The organism is Streptomyces sp. NBC_00690 (genome assembly GCF_036226685.1).
Taxonomy (GTDB): Bacteria; Actinomycetota; Actinomycetes; order Streptomycetales; family Streptomycetaceae; genus Streptomyces.
On record NZ_CP109009.1, the window covers coordinates 7,015,840 to 7,032,572 of the forward strand.

Here is a 16,733-nt window from a genome sequence, read left to right on the forward strand (position 1 = left end):
ACCCACCTCAGGCGAAGGGCTGCGGATTGGGATTGATGCCTGCCTCGTCGTGCACGGGGTGCCCCATTGCGCGAGGGGCGTCGTACAGACGCGGATGCGCGAGGTAGCGGGCCCGGTGGGCGAAGGAGAGGGGCATCAACTGCGGCACCATGACCCGTACGACGGTCGCCCCCACCTGCCGGGCCTCGTCGGTCGTGATGTCGACGACCACGGCTTCGCAGCCCGCCCGGGACAACCGTTGGAGCAGCCAGGGCAGTTCCTGCGCACCCTGCGGCGGTCGCGGCAGATCGGCGAACCGCCGTACCGGGCGATCACCCTCCAGCAGGAAGTCGAACCGATCGCGCTTGTCGGGCTTGCCTGCGAGGAGTGCGCCGCCGATCACACTCACGATGTCCTTCTGGTCGTCCGGGTTTGTGTGACGGCTGGCGTGGGAGCGGAGCGCGATGCGCAGCGAGGCGGCTTCGCGGTGCAGTTTGGCGATGGCCTTGCCCGGGTCGGTGTCGCAGGTGGCGACGACGAGTTGGGCGAGATCGGCGTCGTGGTCGGCGAGTTGCACACCGTAGATGACGGGGATGCCCAGGTCCGTGGTGGCATCGAAGAGCAGGGTGCGGATGTTCTCGTTGGCCGCACGTTCGACGAACGCCCGGTGCTCGGGAGCGAGGTCCGAGGGTTCGAACTCCAGTCGGGGCAGCCGTAGGCGCTGGAGCCAGGTCAGGGCGATCGAGTCCCGTTCGACGACCTCCGTCAGTCCGTTCGCCACGGCTGCCAACGGGTCCGCGTGGGTTGCGCACCCCGTGGAGACCGGGTGCACGAAGCGTTCGGCGATCGAATCCGGTGTGCACTTGAGATAGACCAGGACGGCCGGTACGTACACCTTCCGGCCTCGTGCGAAGGACCAGCCCTCGACCCAACGCAGGGGCATCCGCGGGTCGGTGGGCACCAGACCGCAGCGGGGATCGGCCAGTTCGGTGGCCGAGAGGTTCGGCCACTCCCAGGGCGGTATGGCGTCATCGCCGAGTTCTTCGGCCGTCGCCCAGATCATGTCCTCGGGCGACCAGGCGCACGACGAGTACCGTTCCAGCGATTCCGCGGTCGCGAGGTGCGCCGCCGTCTCGCGGTCGAGGGCGCCGCCGGCACCGTCGAAGTTGCCGGAGGAGGCTTCGTGCTTCCACTCCGTCTGGGTGGCGAAGACGGCCCCGGGATTGCCGAGCGATCCCGTGTAGACCGCGAAATCCGGTTCCCCCTCGGTGACGGGCAGCCAGGTGAGCCGGGACACCAGCCCGTACGGCGACACCAACTGCCCGATCCGGCGCAGGGACTCGGGGACTGCGACGCCCTGGGGCGTCGACTGGAGTGTCGTCATTCCTCACCCTCCTCGGTGATCGGAAATCCGGCCGGGTCGCCGAGACCTCTTCCAATTTGCATCCGTTGAGACCGCAACAGGAAATCCCTTGTTCTGGACGGTGCAACTCCGCTTCACACCATGGCTGGAACATTTGCAAAACATGTTGCTTTGGGACCACTAGCGAGAGCGCAGGCGACGTGTTTGACTCCGTTGGGCGCCGCGAGGGCCCGGATTTCCGACCGTTACGATCGCCTCCAGACCTCTACACGTGTTGGACAGGTCAGGACGCTGTTCGCTGAGACGAAGGAATTTTTTCAACCGGGGGTGAACGGATTGGACGAGGCGCGTGAGGAAGGCTTCGCACGGTACGTCGTGGGGGCTCGCCCAACACTCAGACGCAACGCTTTTGTGCTGGTGGGGGACTGGTTCGCCGCTGACGATCTTGTGCAGCAGACGCTGATCGCCTTGTATCGGAGCTGGGAGCGGCTGGAACGCCACGATGCTCTGTGTACCTACACCCGCACGGTGATGGTGCGGTTGTTTATCGATGAACGACGAAGGCACCGCTGGACCCGCGAACTGCTCCAGGACTCGGTACCCGAACCGGTGCCCGAGCCGGAGGACGCAACGCGGGTCGGGGACAGGCTCGTCCTCCTCAAGGCGTTGTCAGCACTCTCCGTTCGGCAGCGAAGTCTCGTTTACTTACGCTACTGGGAGGACCTCAGCATCGACGACGTCGCGCGGATCATGGACTGCTCCGCCTCGACTGTCCGCAGTTCCACCTCGCGAGCGCTCCGGATCCTGCGGGACCGGCTCGGCGGCCTCGGCGCCCCGCTGCGAGAGGACGACTCAGTGTGAACTCGACGTCTCCGCACTCCGGCGACGCCCCATCTTCCTTGAGCTTCCCTGCACCACCTGGTGAAGCGTTTTGGCAGTGGATTGACCCTCAGCGGAGTCGACGGCGACCTCCCGCTCCCCACCCTGAGACGGAGCATGACTGGTAGCGCGCCCAACCGTGTGCTCCCCGTGCATCTTCCACCCCCCCGGCGCGTGTCGTGCCGACCGCAACTCGCGCCGGGGGAGGGGAAGGGTTTCGGGTGCGCCCGCTCGGTTCCCCTGTGCAATGGCAACGACCATCTGGAACCCGCACTCCCTCCAATGACGTAGGGCGGATTGTCCACCCGGGCCGGTCGTGCGGAGTCGACCACGCTGCTGTCGTCGACCGTGTCCCCGCCCGACGCGGCAGCTCGGTCTGCACGCGTGAGCTCGACGGGTCCCGACCGGGGCGGGTCCGGTCGCCCGCCGAGTGGACGGGTGCGGTGCGAAGGGGACCGATCACAACGACGGACGGATCCACTGCCCTGCGGTGGCTGGACCAGACCTGACGGCAGGGGTCTGATCAGCATGTTCTACTCCACCGAATTCCACGGGGATGACGCGCATGACCCCATGATGTGGAAATGCGGGTTGGGCGCCGGTTCAATCTGCGATCGGACGACGCCCTTGCCAAAGATCTGACCGCCCGGCAATCTTGCTGGGGTATGTACGGCATCAACTCTGCGGTATTTGCCAGAAGATATCCAAAGGGAACCTTGCCAGGATTCCAGTGAGGCTCGATGAGTTCTGCATATGCTGGTCGAGCCAAACTGTCTGCGTCACTATCTCCATGGGACTGAGTCATGAGTGAAGTCGGGCGAGATCACACTTCGGAAAGCGACCGGGATGCTTCCGAATCGCTTCGCGACGCCCTGCACACACTCCTGTGTTCGGCCCCGGCCCCGCCTCCTCGACTGAGCGACCTGGAACTCCTCCAGGAGATCCGTGATGCTGCCAATCGGGCGCCGGAAGGCTTTGAATGAGAGAAATCGCCATCCGCGTACCGATCTGGGCTGGTCGTGCCCGAGCTGGGTCGTCGCGGCTGCCCGGGATGAAGGGGTCGGGCGGGCGCAGCAGCAGGTCGTCCGGTTCGTCGAGGATGTGACCGCGATCACGGCGCTGTTCCACGACGCATTCGGGATCGACCCTCGGCAGCCCTGAGCTGGTCCCTGGTGATCGCCCGGGCCTGTGCAAGGCGTACGCCGGCGGGGATGGCCCCCGGCACGGCCGTCTCCCGGTGGAAGCGCTTCCCGGGCCGATACCCGAGGGCCCGTGCCGTCGTCTCGACCTGCGGCTTCGAATCGGACCCGGCGTCGGGCCTCCCGGTGCCCGTGCTTAGCTGGTCCTATGATCGATGACTTTCTCGCTGGGGACCTGTCCGTTGTCGAAGAGGCGATTCGCAAGGCCGCGGCTGCCGAGATCATGCCCCGTTACCGGCAGCTGGCCACGCACGAGATCGTCGAGAAGAGTGGTCCGCACGACTTGGTGACGATCGCCGACCGCAAGGCCGAGGAGCATCTGACCGCCTCCCTCACCGCGATCCTGCCCGGCTCGGTCGTCGTCGGTGAGGAGGCGGTGCACGCCGACCCCTCGGTGTACGAGGCCCTCGGGCGTGACGCCCCCGTGTGGATCGTCGACCCGGTGGACGGGACCCGTCAGTTCGTCCGTGGTGAGACCGGGTTCTGCACCCTGGTCGCCCTCGCCGTGCAGGGCGAGGTGTTCGCCTCCTGGACCTATGCACCGGTACGCGAGGAGATGGCGATCGCGGTACGGGGAAAGGGCGCGCGGCTCGACGGTGTGCCCCTGCTTCCGGGTGAGCCGGCGCCCGGTGCCGTGCTCCGGGTGGCCATGTCCCACCCCGACTACACCACCGACGCCCAGAAGCGGGCACTCCTCGGTCTGAACACCGAAGGGGTCGCCGCGCGCCCTTGTGGGTCGGCCGGACTGGAGTACTTGGCCGTGGCCCGGGGAGACCTCGACGCGGTCGCGTTCTCCTGGGAGCAGGCGTGGGACCACGCTGCCGGGCTGCTGCTGGTGGAGGAGGCCCAGGGAGCACAGCTGACCCTGGCGGGGGAGAGGTTCCGGATCGGCGGCCCCAACGCCCTGCCGTTCACCGCCGCACGCACCGCCGCAGTCGCGGAGCGGATCCGCGGCCTGCTGGCCTCCGGATAGCCCGAAGGCGGCGCGCCAGGTCAGTTGCAGGAAGGATCGGCGCGGCCGACCGGCGGTACAGGCACTGCCTGCCCCCGGCGGCGCCGCCCTTGAGGGTCCGATACCCGGGTCGGCACTCACGGTCCGTGCCGACGTGGGCAGTCGTCCGCGCCACCGGTCCCCACCCGCTGACACCCGGCGGAATATCCTGGTGGCCTGCCGTCGTCTGACGAAGGAGCCCGAACGTGTCGTCGATGCTCGATGCCGTGGTCGTGGGGGCGGGCCCCAACGGACTGACCGCCGCCGTCGAACTGGCCCGCCGAGGATTCTCCGTCGAGGTCTTCGAAGCGCGGGACACCGTCGGGGGTGGTGCCCGCACCGAAGAGCTGACCCTGCCCGGTTTCCGCCACGACCCGTGTTCGGCGGTGCATCCGCTCGGCATCGGGTCCCCGGCCTTTCGACGCATGCCGCTCGCGCGCTACGGCCTGGAATGGCTGCACCCCGAACTGCCGATGGCGCATCCTTTCGACGACGGCACCGCGGCGGTGCTCTCCCGGTCGGTCGCCGAGACCGCCGCGTCCTTCGGAGCCCGTGACGCAGGAACGTACCGCCGGCTGATGGCCCCCTTCCTGGGGCGCTGGGACACACTGTCCCAGGACTTCATGGCACTGCCACTGACCACACTGCCGCGTCACCCCTGGCAACTGGCCCGCTTCGGAAGCGTGGGTCTGACCCCCTCCACCCTGCTGATGCGCCGCTTCCAGGACGACCGCGCGCGGGCGCTGATCGCGGGTCTGGTGGCGCACGTCATCGCCCCGCTCAACGGAGTGGCCACGAGCGGGGTGGGCCTGTTGTTCGCCCTCGCCGCGCACGACAAGGGTTGGCCGTTGCCGAGGGGAGGCTCGCAAGCCATCTCCGATGCGCTCACCGCCTATCTTGAAGACCTCGGGGGCGCGGTGCACACCGGCTTCGAGGTCAAGCGGCTCGATGATCTCCCGCCCGCCCGGGCCTATGTCTTCGACACCTCACCCACGGCACTCGCACGCATCGCCGGGCTGGGTCGTGCCTTCGACCGGTACCGCTATGGCGCAGGCGTCTTCAAGATCGACTATGCCCTGGACGGGCCGGTGCCGTGGACGGCACCGGAGGCGCGCCGGGCAGGCACCGTGCAGATCGGCCCGTCCAGCGCCGAGATTGGTGCCGCGCTGAACCAGGCCGTGGCCGGCACCCCACCCCGCAAGCCGTTCCTGATCACCGCCCAGCCCAGTCTGGTCGATCCGTCCCGCGCTCCGGCCGGTCGGCAGGTGTTCTGGGCGTACGGACACGTCCCCCACGGCTGGGAGGGAGACCTCACGGATGCCGTCGAGCGGCAGATCGAGCGTTTTGCACCGGGGTTCCGCGATCGGGTACTGGCCCGGGCCACGGCCGGACCGCCGCAACTCGCCGCGCGCAACGCCAACTACGTCGGCGGTGACATCGCGTGCGGCACCACGGGCGGTCTGGGACTGCTGCTGCGTCCGGGACCCACGCTCTTCCCCTATGCGACCCGGCATCCGGCGGTGTTCCTGTGCTCGTCGGCGACCTGGCCCGGGCCGGGTGTCCATGGAATGTCCGGTCACAACGCGGCCAAAGCAGTGTGGCGTGCACTGCGCCGTGCCCCGCGCCGCTGACACCGGTACCACCTCAGCTCGGATCGGGAAGCGCACAGGGCAGCGGCTGGCTGTGCACGATGTGCAGTCGTGAAACCGCGCGGGTCAGCACCACGTAGAGACGGTGGAGACCGCGTCGTTCGGCCCGTGCGATGGCCGCCGGTTCGACCACGACCACATGGTCGAACTCCAGCCCCTTGACCGCGGACGCCGGGAGCAGGCTCACCCGCTCCTGCCCCGCACCCGGTTGCGGCACGGCCATCCCGGCAGCCGTGAGCGCCTGCCGCACCAAGCCCACCTGGGCGTCCGCCGCGATCACGGCGATGGAACCCTCCCGGAGCAGCGCGGCCCGTACGGCACCGACGACCGCGGTCATGGTGGCTGCGCTGCCGGTTGCGGCTGTGCCGCGGTCGGCTCGCTCGATCCGCACCTCACCGTCCCGCCGTAGTGAGCGCATGGGCGGCACGGCCACATCGAGTTGCTTCAGCAGACAGTTCGCGAGCTCCGCGACTCCCCGGGGGACCCGGAACCCGGTGTTCAGCACCACGACCGGGGCTTGCGGTCGCCCGAGATGGGTCAGTGTGTCGCTCCAGTTGCGGGCAGCCCATGGCGTCGTGCCCTGCGCCAGGTCTCCGAGCACGGTGAGCGAGCCGAAGACACAACGGCGGGCGATGGCCCGGCACTCCATGGGCGACAGGTCCTGTGCCTCGTCGACCACGATGTGCCCATAGCCCCGAGGGTGCTCGATCAAGCCCGCGAGTTCATCGAGGAGCACCGCATCCGCCGCGGTCCAGCGTCCCGACGCGGCCCTCCCCTCGGGGTGCGCCCAGTGGAGCGCATCTTGTTGCTCCTTGCTCAGGAGGTTGTCGGCCGCGCGCTCCAGCACCGCCCGCCGGCCCAGTAGTTCGGTCAGCACCGCCTCGGGCGAGACCTTGGGCCAGACCGTGTCCAGGAGTGCGGACAGGGCCCGTGACCTGGTCGTCTTCTGCACCCAGACGGAAGGACGGGGCCCGGCCCGCCGCTCGGCCTGCTGCTGGGCGAGGTCCACCAGCCTGGTCCGTACCCGCTCCCGCCCCACGGCGTAGGGGAGTTCCTCGGACAGGGTCACTCGGACGCAGTGCTGAACCTCCTCCGGCGCGACGCGCCAGCGCGCTGAGCCGTCCTTCACCACCAGGCCATCGGCGCGCTCGGGCCGTACCCGGGCGTACAGCGCGCGCCGCAGGACGCCTGCCATGCGGACGTCGTGCTTGACGACCGCCGTCTCTTCGCCGTCCTGTGCGCCCACCGGACGGCGGGCGATCTCGTCCTTCAGGGTGGAGTGCCGCACCTCGTGCTCGCCGAGCGCAGGCAGCACCTCGCGGACATGGTCGAGGAAGACGGGGTGGGGGCCCAGGACGAGCATCCCGCTGCGCTGGATGCGTTGGGGGTGGGCGTAGAGGAGATAGGCGGCGCGGTGCAGCCCCACGGCGGTCTTCCCGGTGCCGGGCGCGCCCTGTACACACAGGGACGCGCCGAGTTCCTGCCGTACGAGGTGGTCCTGCTCGGGCTGGATGGTGGCGGCGATGTCCCGCATGGGCCCGATCCGCGGGCGCTCGATCTCCTCGGTGAGCAGGGTGCTCGCGCGGGTGTCACCGGCGAGTAGGTGTTCGTCCTCCCAACCGGTCAGATCGGTGGAGTCCCCCGCACTGCCGGGCCGCCAACCGAACCGTCTGCGGACGGCGATGCCTTGGGGGTCCTGCGGACCGGCCTGGTAGAAGGCGCGGGAGATGGGTGCGCGCCAGTCCAGGACCAGCGGTGGTTCGCCGGGCTGCGGGGTGATGCGCAGCCGGCCGATGTGATAGCTCTGGCCGGCGTGTTCGGTCGTCGCGGTGGTTTCCGGGGCGAAGTCGAGGCGCCCGAAGAACAGCGGACCGGGCGGGATGGCCCGCAACTCCGCGGCCCGGGTGCGCAGTTGGTAGCCCAGGACCTCGGCGTCCGCGCCGGAAGCCGAGGCGTTCTCGCCGATGACCAACTGCTGGTTGGCGTCATCGGTCATGGCGGTGAGCGCGGCGCGGCATCGGTCGTGGTGGGCACGTTCCCGGTCGAGGGCGTCGAGGGCGTCGAGCGCATGGCGGCCGGATGCGTCGGGGTGCGTCATCCCGGCAGAATAATGGAACTCGGAAAGATTTGTAACTCGGTTAAATTATATGGTCACCCAAGATGGGTCAGACCGTTCTCCAACTGGGCGAACGCCGCCTCCGCGGCTGCCACCGCCTCCGGCCAGAGGTCGTCCGCCCTCGCACCCGCCGAGATCCGCCGCCAGTTCTCCTGGGCCAGGATGCGGCGGACCGCCACGATCTGCCCTGCCGCCAGCAGTCGCCCGACACCGTCCGACTCCCCGCCGAGAGCCGCGGCCAGCGCGTTCTCGTCCCGCTCCACATGACCATGGAGCCGCGCCAGCAGCGAAGGAGTCCCGTAGAGCAGTCGATGGAAGGCGAGCACCTCGGCCTCGTCGTTCAGGCCGGTCACCGGATCCCGCCGCTCCAGCCCCGCCAGGAAGTGCTTCAGTAGCGCCTCCAGCACCGAACGGCCCGCGCCCCGGTCGGCCACCACCCGGGCCGCCTCCCCCTGGTGGTCGACCAGGCGGTGCAACACCAGGTCCTCCTTCGTGGGGAAGTACCGAAAGAGGGTCGGTTTGGACACGTCGACCACGGCCGCCACTTCGGCGACGGTCACCTGCTCAAAGCCCCGCTCGACGAAGAGGGCGATGGCGGTGTCCGAGAGCCGTCGGTACATCTGCTGCTTCTTGCGCTCCCGAAGACCGCCCGTGTCACCCATGGGCAAGGAGCGTACGCCCCGGATCACCAGGCCCACGCCCGCACGGGCTAAAGATCGAGTTAGGGTGCCCCTCGGTCGACGCCCCGCTCAGTCGGGGTGTACGACAGCCACCGCATCGGGCTGACGCGTACATCACAACCCGTACATCACAACCCCAGGCAGTCGAAGGTCCATGTCGTTTTCTCGCCAGCCGCCGACCCTTCCCGTGACGGATGCTTGAGTCATGCACACCGACACCGAGCGCTGCGTACGCGCCGTCCAGTCGAAGGACGCCCGCTTCGACGGCTGGTTCTTCACTGCCGTGCTCACCACCCGGATCTACTGCCGTCCCAGCTGCCCCGCCGTACCGCCGAAGGTCCAGAACATGACCTTCTACCCCAGCGCCGCCGCCTGTCAGCAGGCCGGCTTCCGCGCCTGCAAGCGGTGCCGGCCCGACACCAGCCCCGGCTCGCCCGAATGGAATGCCCGCGCCGACACCGTCGCCCGCGCCATGCGGCTGATCGGTGATGGAGTGGTGGACCGCGAAGGCGTCCCGGGACTGGCGACCCGGCTCGGCTACTCCACCCGCCAGATCGAACGGCAACTCAACGCCGAACTCGGCGCGGGCCCGCTCGCCCTCGCCCGGGCCCAGCGTGCCCAGACCGCCCGCGTGCTGATCGAGACCACGGCCCTCCCCATGGCCGAGGTCGCCTTCGCCGCCGGATTCGCCTCCATCCGCTCCTTCAACGACACCGTGCGCGAGGTCTTCGCCCTCACCCCGGGAGAGCTGCGCACCCGTGCCAGCCGGCGCACCGGCGATGACCGGGTCTCCCGCACCCCCGGAGTGATCTCCCTACGGCTGCCGTTCCGCGCCCCCCTCAACCCCGAGAACCTCTTCGGGCACCTCGCCGCCACCGCGGTCCCCGGTGTGGAGGAGTGGCGGGACGGTGCCTATCGGCGCACCCTGCGCCTACCGCACGGCCAGGGGATCGTCTCCCTCTCACCCCGCCCCGACCACATCGCCTGCCGGCTCTCCCTCACCGACTCCCGCGATCTGCGGATCGCCATCAGCCGCTGCCGCTGGCTGCTGGACCTCGACGCCGATCCCATCGCCGTCGACGACCAACTGCGTACGGACCCGCTGCTCGCCCCGCTCGTCGACAAGGCCCCTGGACGACGGGTGCCGCGGACCGTCGACGCGGCAGAGTTCGCGGTCCGGGCCGTGCTCGGTCAGCAGGTGTCCACCGCAGCGGCCCGCACCCATGCGGCCCGGCTGGTCACCGCCCACGGCGAGCCGATCGAGGACCCCGAAGGCGGACTGACCCATCTCTTCCCGACTCCTGCGGCCCTGGCCGGCCTCGACCCCGAAGCCCTGGCGCTGCCCCGGAGCCGGCGCACCACGCTGACCACCCTCGTCGGCGCCCTGGCCGACGGCTCGCTCCGACTGGGCCTCGACAGCGACTGGGACGAGGCCCGGGCGAGACTGTTCGCACTGCCGGGCTTCGGCCCCTGGACGGTCGAAGTGATCGCCATGCGCGCCCTCGGTGATCCGGATGCCTTCCTCCCCGGCGACCTCGGCATGCGTCGAGCAGCAGCCGACCTCGGCCTGCCCGCCACCCCGGCCGCCCTCACCGCCCATGCGGCGGCCTGGCGGCCCTGGCGGGCGTACGCCGTCCAGTACCTCTGGGCCACCGACGACCACCCCATCAACCACCTCCCGGCATGAGGCGTGAGACCGCACGACCTGGGGAGACGGAACGACCGCGGAAGACGAGGAAAGCACCATGACCAGAGCGCACACGACCATCGAAAGCCCCTACGGTCCGCTGACCCTGGTGGCGACCGACGGCGTGCTGAGCGGCCTGTACATGACCGAGCAACGCCACCGGCCAGCCCAGGAGACCTTCGGCGATCCGGACGCCGCACCCTTCACCGAGGCCGCCCGGCAGTTGGAGGCGTACTTCGCCCGGGAACTCACCGAGTTCGACCTGCCGATGCACCTCGACGGAACGCCCTTCCAACGCAGCGTCTGGCAGCGGCTGTTGGCGATCCCCTATGGACAGAAGCGCACCTACGGCGAACTGGCCCAGGAGTTGGGCAACGCCAATGCCTCCCGGGCCGTCGGCCTCGCCAATGGAAAGAACCCGGTCGGGATCATCGTGCCCTGCCATCGGGTGATCGGTTCCTCCGGGAACCTCACCGGGTACGGCGGCGGGCTCGGGCGCAAACAACAACTGCTGGAGTTCGAATCGGGACCCCCCGGGGACTCCCTCTTCTAGGACACGGCCCAGCAACCGGATGCGGGCACCGCAGGGGCCCGCATCCCTGGAACAAGTCTCCTGCCGTCAGTCGAACTGCTCCAGGAGCCGGGGGAGCGAGGTCCCGATCGGCTCGCGGATCACCTCGTGCGCCAATGCGTCGTACGGCGTCGGTTCCGCGTTCACGATCCACAGCCGGGCTCCGTGCTCGGCCGCCAACCCGACCAGGGAGGCAGCGGGTTGTACCTGGAGCGTGCTGCCGACCGCGATGAACACCTCACTGGCCTTGGCGATGCTCATCGCCGCGGCCAACACCGACGGGTCGAGGTGCTGACCGAACATCACCGTCGCCGACTTCAGGATCCCACCACAGGCGAGGCAAGCAGGGTCCTCCGCACCGGCGGCCACCCGCTCCAACGCCTCCGCCATCGTCGAACGGGCCGCGCAACGGGTGCAGACGACGGTATGAGCCGAACCATGCAGTTCCAGCACCTTGCGCTCGGGCGTACCGGCCTGCTGGTGAAGGCCGTCGACATTCTGGGTGATCACCCGGACGGCGTGTCCCGAACGCCCCTCCAGCCGGGCCACCGCCCGGTGCGCCGCATTCGGCTCCGCCCGCCAGGTGCTGCTGTCGCGGCGCATCAGCCAGGAGCGCCGACGCACGTCGGGGTCTGCCATGTACGCGTCGTACGTGACGAGCTTCTGGGCCTCGGGGTCGCGCCGCCACAGCCCGCCAGGTCCGCGGTAGTCCGGGATGCCGGAGTCCGTGGATATGCCGGCACCGCTGAGGATGGCCACGAGAGTCATGCGGCGAGCGTACGCAGCGCCCCGGGGTGCCGCGAGCCCATTTCGGCCCCCTTGCCGAGCCTGGAGTGCGGCGATCCCACGGCCCGCCACACTCCAGGCCCGACACCGGGTTCCGCGGTGCCGGAAGGTGCCACCAGGTGCCGGATAGGGTCGGCAGCGACGCGGCTGCCTGTGCAACGGCAAGGGATGCGAAGTGACGAACGGTGCGGTGGTCCGACCACCATGGGTGCTCGTCGCGGCCGACAAGTTCAAGGGCTCGCTCACCGCGGTGGAGGTCGCCGAACGCGTGGCGATCGGGCTGCGGCGAGTCCTTCCGGACCTCATCGTCGAGGCGCTGCCCGTCGCCGACGGCGGCGAAGGCACCGTCGCCGCCGCGATCGCAGCCGGATTCGCCCCGCACCACGCACGGGTCTGCGGACCGCTCGGCGATCCGGTGATGGCGAGCTACGCCCTGCGGGACGGCACCGCGGTCCTGGAGATGGCACAGGCGTCGGGCCTCCAGCGACTCCCCGCCGGGGTCCGCGCGCCGATGACGGCGACGACCTTCGGTACCGGGGAGCTCCTCCGGGCCGCCGTGGACGCGGGCGCGGTCCGCATCGTCCTCGGAGTGGGCGGCAGCGCCACCACCGACGGCGGCATCGGCATGCTCACGGCACTCGGCGCACGCTTTCGCACCCGGGACGGCGCCCCGCCGGGGCCGGGCGGTGGAGCGCTGAGCACCCTGGCCGACGTCGACCTCCATGATCTCGACCCTCGAATCCTCGCGGCCGAACTGATCCTCGCCAGCGATGTGGCGAACCCGCTCACCGGCCCACAAGGGGCCGCCTACGTCTACGGCCCCCAGAAGGGAGCCACCCCCGATCAGATCGCGGCCCTGGACGCGGGCCTGGTGCACTATGCGTCCCTGCTCGGGCCTGCGGCGGTGGACACGCCCGGTGCGGGCGCGGGGGGTGGCGTCGGCTATGCGGCTCTGACCGTGCTCGGGGCGCGGGTCAGGCCGGGCATCGAGGTGGTTCTCGATGTGGTCGGCTTCGACGGGGCACTGTCCCGAGCGACGCTGGTGATCACGGGCGAAGGTGCACTGGACGCGCAGACCCTCCAGGGCAAGGCACCGGCAGGGGTAGCTGCGGCGGCACGCGCCGGGGGCGTCCCGGTGGTCGCCGTCTGCGGTCGGCTGGAGCTGACCGCGGAGGAACTGGCCGGGCTGGGCATTCAGCGGGCGTACTCCCTGCTGGAGCGCGAGCCCGACCCGGCGCGGTCGATGCATGAGGCCGGCCCGCTCCTAGAGGACGTGGCCGCGACGCTGGCGCGGGACCTGCTGAGCTGACCCCCGGCGCCCCCAGCAACGGGTTGCGGTCGGCACAAAGGGTGCCCCGGACATGGGTGAGGGCCCGGACACCTGGTGTCCGGGCCCTCACCCTCTGTGCAGTACGTACTAGAGGTGCTGTGCCGCCCGTGCCTCGCGGCGATTGTCACGGAAGGTGTTGACCCGCCGCGCGGTGGCGAAGAGCGGTATCACCGCACCGAGCACCACCTGAAGCGCACAGCCCGTCTGGAGCAGCAGATGTCCGCCCGGCGCATCGAAGGCCCATGCGGCCAGCAAGCCCATCGCGGACACTATCCAGCCCAGCATCGCCACCGCGAGGACTCCTCGCGGCTTCGGGTACTCGACCCGGCTCACCATCAGCCACGCCGTACCGATGATCGCGAGCAGCGTCGGAATGAACGGGAGCTCCAGCAGGACGATGGAGACGACGGTGAGTGCACCGAAGGGACTGGGCATCCCCTGGAACATGCCGTCCTTCATCGTCACGCACGAGAACCGCGCGAGCCGCAGCACCACCGCCAGGAGCACTACGATCGCGGCCACCGCCGAGACCTGTGGGTGGGCGTCCTCCGCGACCATTCCGTACACCAGCACGAAGTAGGCCGGGGCCAGACCGAAGCTGATCAGATCGGAGAGATTGTCCAGCTCCGCACCCATCGGCGAGCTGCGCAGCTTGCGAGCCACCAGTCCGTCGAAGAGGTCGAAGATCGCGGCCAGCAGCATCAGGATCACGGCGGTCGCGGCACTGTGCCGCGCCATGCCCGATTCCTGGCTGCCGGTGAGATGCGGGATGAGGATTCCGGTGGTGGTGAAGTACACCGCCATGAATCCGCAGGTCGCATTGCCGAGTGTGAGGGTGTCCGCTATCGAGAGCCGCAGTGAGAGCGGCATCTCCTCCGCGTCGTCCTCGTCCTCCGCCTCGGCGACCCAGCCGGCCTGTGTCTCTGGATCAATCACGGTCAATGCGAGTCACCCCCGCGGTCGTGGTCTGCCCGACTTCGACCGCGACGTCGACACCTTCGGGAAGGTAGATGTCGACGCGTGACCCGAAGCGGATCAGACCGATCCGATCGCCTTGCTCGACCTTGGTGCCCTGGGGCACGTACGGCACGATGCGACGGGCCACGGCCCCCGCGATCTGCACCATCTCGATGTCGCCGAGTTCGGTGTCGAAGTGCCAGACAACGCGTTCGTTGTTCTCGCTCTCCTTGTTGAACGCGGGGACGAAGCCGCCGGGGACGTGCTCGACGGATGTCACCGTTCCGGCCAGCGGCGCGCGGTTGACATGAACGTTGAGCGGGCTCATGAAGATCGCGACGCGGGTGCGGCCGTCCTTCCACGGCATGATGCTCTGCACCACACCGTCGGCGGGTGAGATGACCCTTCCCTGGGTGATCTCACGCTCGGGGTCGCGGAAGAACCACAGCATCCCCGCCGCAAGCGCGGTGGTGGGCACGGCGATGGCGGCGGCGCGCCGGGAGTGGCGCGCACGGGCCAGGCTGAGTGCGGCAGTGGCGACGGTCGGCAGAAGCCACGGCGATGCTCCGCGTGCGAGGCGGACACGGCCGCGAGGTGCAGAGGTTTGGCTGTGGGGCATGGATGACCTTCGTAGCGGATGAGGCCGCGCTGGCAACGGGGATGGCGGCTTTCCGTCGATGCTATCGGTTGCGAGCCGCAACTGGGAAAGCCAGCAGCCGAGTCGACGATCGAAACGTGTTGATCAGGTGTGATCTTGTTTGCGAACGAATCAACCCAAAAGCGACAATTACCCCTGGAATCGGTACTCCTCAAGCAGTCGACGACCAATGATCATTTTTTGAATCTCGGCGGTGCCTTCACCGATGAGCAGCATGGGCGCCTCACGGTAGAGGCGCTCGATCTCGTACTCCTTGGAGAAGCCGTACCCGCCGTGGATGCGGAAGGCGTCCTCGACGACTTCCTTGCAGTACTCCGAGGCGAGGTACTTCGCCATGCCGGCCTCTAGGTCGTTTCGTTCCCCAGAGTCCTTTTTGCGTGCTGCATTCACCATCATCGCATGGGCCGCTTCGACCTTGGTGGCCATCTCGGCCAGCTTGAACTGAATCGCCTGGTGCTGGGCGATCGGCTTGCCGAAGGTATGCCGCTGTTGTGCGTAGGAGATCCCCAGCTCGAAGGCGCGCTGGGCGACCCCACAACCACGCGCTGCAACATTGACCCGGCCCACCTCGACCCCGTCCATCATCTGGTAGAAACCCTGGCCGGTGGCCCCTCCCAACACACGATCCGCAGGCAGGCGCAGCCCGTCCATGATCATCTCGGTGGTGTCGACGCCCTTGTACCCCATCTTGTCGATCTTCCCCGGGATCGTCAGTCCCGGACGGACCTCGCCGAACCCGGGCTCCTTCTCCACCAGGAAGGTCGTCATCGACTTGTGCGGCGCCGCGGTGGCCGGGTGTCCTTCGTCACTGCGCACCAAAACGGCCACCAGGGATGACGTACCACCATTGGTCAGCCACATCTTCTGGCCGGTCAGCAGATAGTCGTCGCCGTCCCGCACCGCCTTCGACGTGATGGCCGACACATCCGAGCCGAGCGCGGGTTCCGACATGGAGAACGCACCGCGCACCTCGCCCAACGCCATCCGTGGCAGGAAGGTCGCCTTCTGCTCCTCCGTGCCGTGCTGCTTGAGCATGTACGCCACGATGAAGTGGGTGTTGATGATCCCCGACACCGACATCCAGCCCCGGGCGATCTCCTCCACGCACAGGGCGTACGTGAGCAGCGACTCGCCCAGACCGCCGTACTCCTCGGGAATCGTCAGGCCGAACAGACCCAGGTCCTTCAACCCCTCGACGATCTGCTGCGGGTACTCGTCCCGGTGCTCCAACTCCGTCGCGACGGGAAGGATCTCCTTGTCGACGAAGTCACGCACCGTCGCCAGGATCTCCTCCTGGACGTCGGTGAGCCCGTGCGTCTGGGCGAGTCGGCTCATGGCGTCACTTCTCCGTCTTCTCGGCGGTGGCCGCGGGCTTGTCGATGGGGGAGAGGGGCACGGGACGGCCGGGCTGCTCCCCGCCGCGCTCCTTGATGTACGCCTCGGTCGGGACCATCACCTTGCGTCGGAAGACGCACACGAGGGTGCCGTCCTGCTTGTGGCCGCGGGTCTCCACCGAGACGATCCCGCGGTCCGACTTGGACTTCGACGGCGTCTTGCCGAGGACGGTCGTCTCGCCGTAGATCGTGTCCCCGTGGAAGGTGGGGGCCACATGTCGTAGTGACTCGACCTCCAGATTGGCGATCGCCTTCCCCGAGACATCGGGCACGGACATGCCCAACAACAGTGAGTAGACGTAGTTCCCCACGACGACGTTCTTCCCGAAATCGGTGGAGTTCTCGGCGTAGTGGGCGTCGAGGTGGAGCGGGTGGTGGTTCATCGTGAGGAGACAGAACAGGTGGTCGTCGTACTCGGTGACCGTCTTCCCGGGCCAGTGCTTGTACACATCGCCGACAGTGAACTCTTCGTAGGTCCGGCCGAACTGCATGGG

15 protein-coding genes are annotated in these 16,733 nt (G+C 68.8%); 7 read left to right on the forward strand and 8 right to left on the reverse strand.

What is annotated here, in order from left to right; genetic code table 11:
• Positions 1-7: 7 nt before the first annotated feature.
• Entirely contained in the window at positions 8-1,363 is a 1,356-nt protein-coding gene (locus tag OID54_RS30575) for a YcaO-like family protein (protein WP_329024789.1), read from the reverse strand.
• 315 nt (positions 1,364-1,678) lie between these two features.
• Between OID54_RS30575 and OID54_RS30580 the strand changes: the two genes are divergently transcribed.
• The 4 genes from OID54_RS30580 to OID54_RS30595 all read left to right on the forward strand — a co-directional run bounded on the left by OID54_RS30580 (position 1,679) and on the right by OID54_RS30595 (position 6,042).
• On the forward strand, positions 1,679-2,203 hold the full coding sequence (locus OID54_RS30580) for a SigE family RNA polymerase sigma factor (RefSeq protein WP_329024791.1): 525 nt from the start codon (positions 1,679-1,681) through the stop codon (positions 2,201-2,203).
• Positions 2,204-3,196: 993 nt separating this feature from the next.
• Positions 3,197-3,382, forward strand: coding sequence for a hypothetical protein (locus tag OID54_RS30585; protein WP_329024792.1), 186 nt, complete (start codon positions 3,197-3,199; stop codon positions 3,380-3,382).
• Positions 3,383-3,568: 186 nt separating this feature from the next.
• Positions 3,569-4,393, forward strand: a complete 825-nt coding sequence (locus OID54_RS30590) for an inositol monophosphatase family protein (RefSeq protein ID WP_329024795.1) — start codon at positions 3,569-3,571, stop codon at positions 4,391-4,393.
• Positions 4,394-4,617: 224 nt separating this feature from the next.
• Positions 4,618-6,042 (forward strand): phytoene desaturase family protein, encoded by a 1,425-nt coding sequence (locus OID54_RS30595; protein ID WP_329024796.1) that lies wholly within the window; start codon positions 4,618-4,620, stop codon positions 6,040-6,042.
• A 13-nt stretch (positions 6,043-6,055) separates the two neighbouring features.
• Here OID54_RS30595 and OID54_RS30600 read toward each other — a convergent pair whose 3' ends face one another.
• Positions 6,056-8,158 carry a HelD family protein gene (locus tag OID54_RS30600; RefSeq protein WP_329024798.1) on the reverse strand — a complete coding sequence of 701 codons (2,103 nt, stop codon included), beginning with the start codon at positions 8,156-8,158 and terminating at the stop codon, positions 6,056-6,058.
• A 53-nt stretch (positions 8,159-8,211) separates the two neighbouring features.
• Positions 8,212-8,838 carry a TetR/AcrR family transcriptional regulator gene (locus OID54_RS30605; RefSeq protein WP_329024800.1) on the reverse strand — a complete coding sequence of 209 codons (627 nt, stop codon included), beginning with the start codon at positions 8,836-8,838 and terminating at the stop codon, positions 8,212-8,214.
• A gap of 223 nt (positions 8,839-9,061) precedes the next feature.
• Here OID54_RS30605 and OID54_RS30610 point away from each other — a divergent pair, with 223 nt between their 5' ends.
• Positions 9,062-10,543: an AlkA N-terminal domain-containing protein gene (locus tag OID54_RS30610; RefSeq protein ID WP_329024802.1), complete on the forward strand. Its 1,482-nt coding sequence runs from the start codon at positions 9,062-9,064 to the stop codon at positions 10,541-10,543.
• 58 nt (positions 10,544-10,601) lie between these two features.
• A complete protein-coding gene (locus tag OID54_RS30615; RefSeq protein ID WP_329024804.1) occupies positions 10,602-11,096 on the forward strand; it encodes a methylated-DNA--[protein]-cysteine S-methyltransferase in 495 nt (164 codons plus the stop codon).
• A gap of 66 nt (positions 11,097-11,162) precedes the next feature.
• Here the strand turns inward: OID54_RS30615 and OID54_RS30620 are convergent, their stop codons facing one another.
• Positions 11,163-11,882: an SIR2 family NAD-dependent protein deacylase gene (locus OID54_RS30620; protein WP_329024806.1), complete on the reverse strand. Its 720-nt coding sequence runs from the start codon at positions 11,880-11,882 to the stop codon at positions 11,163-11,165.
• Between the two features lie 193 nt (positions 11,883-12,075).
• On the opposite strand from OID54_RS30620, the gene OID54_RS30625 reads away from it, so the two are divergent.
• On the forward strand, positions 12,076-13,209 hold the full coding sequence (locus tag OID54_RS30625) for a glycerate kinase (RefSeq protein WP_329024808.1): 1,134 nt from the start codon (positions 12,076-12,078) through the stop codon (positions 13,207-13,209).
• 108 nt (positions 13,210-13,317) lie between these two features.
• Here OID54_RS30625 and pssA read toward each other — a convergent pair whose 3' ends face one another.
• The 4 genes from pssA to OID54_RS30645 form a co-directional block, all read right to left on the reverse strand.
• Entirely contained in the window at positions 13,318-14,172 is an 855-nt protein-coding gene (gene pssA / locus OID54_RS30630; protein WP_329024810.1) for a CDP-diacylglycerol--serine O-phosphatidyltransferase, read from the reverse strand.
• Positions 14,159-14,806 carry a phosphatidylserine decarboxylase gene (locus OID54_RS30635; protein ID WP_329024811.1) on the reverse strand — a complete coding sequence of 216 codons (648 nt, stop codon included), beginning with the start codon at positions 14,804-14,806 and terminating at the stop codon, positions 14,159-14,161. Before OID54_RS30635 ends, pssA begins: the two co-directional genes overlap by 14 nt.
• A 168-nt stretch (positions 14,807-14,974) precedes the next feature.
• Positions 14,975-16,180, reverse strand: coding sequence for an acyl-CoA dehydrogenase family protein (locus OID54_RS30640; RefSeq protein ID WP_329024814.1), 1,206 nt, complete (start codon positions 16,178-16,180; stop codon positions 14,975-14,977).
• Positions 16,181-16,184: 4 nt separating this feature from the next.
• The gene (locus OID54_RS30645) at positions 16,185-16,730 is read right to left on the reverse strand and encodes a MaoC family dehydratase (RefSeq protein WP_329024816.1); all 546 of its coding nucleotides are present in this window, start codon (positions 16,728-16,730) and stop codon (positions 16,185-16,187) included.
• Positions 16,731-16,733: the final 3 nt, after the last annotated feature.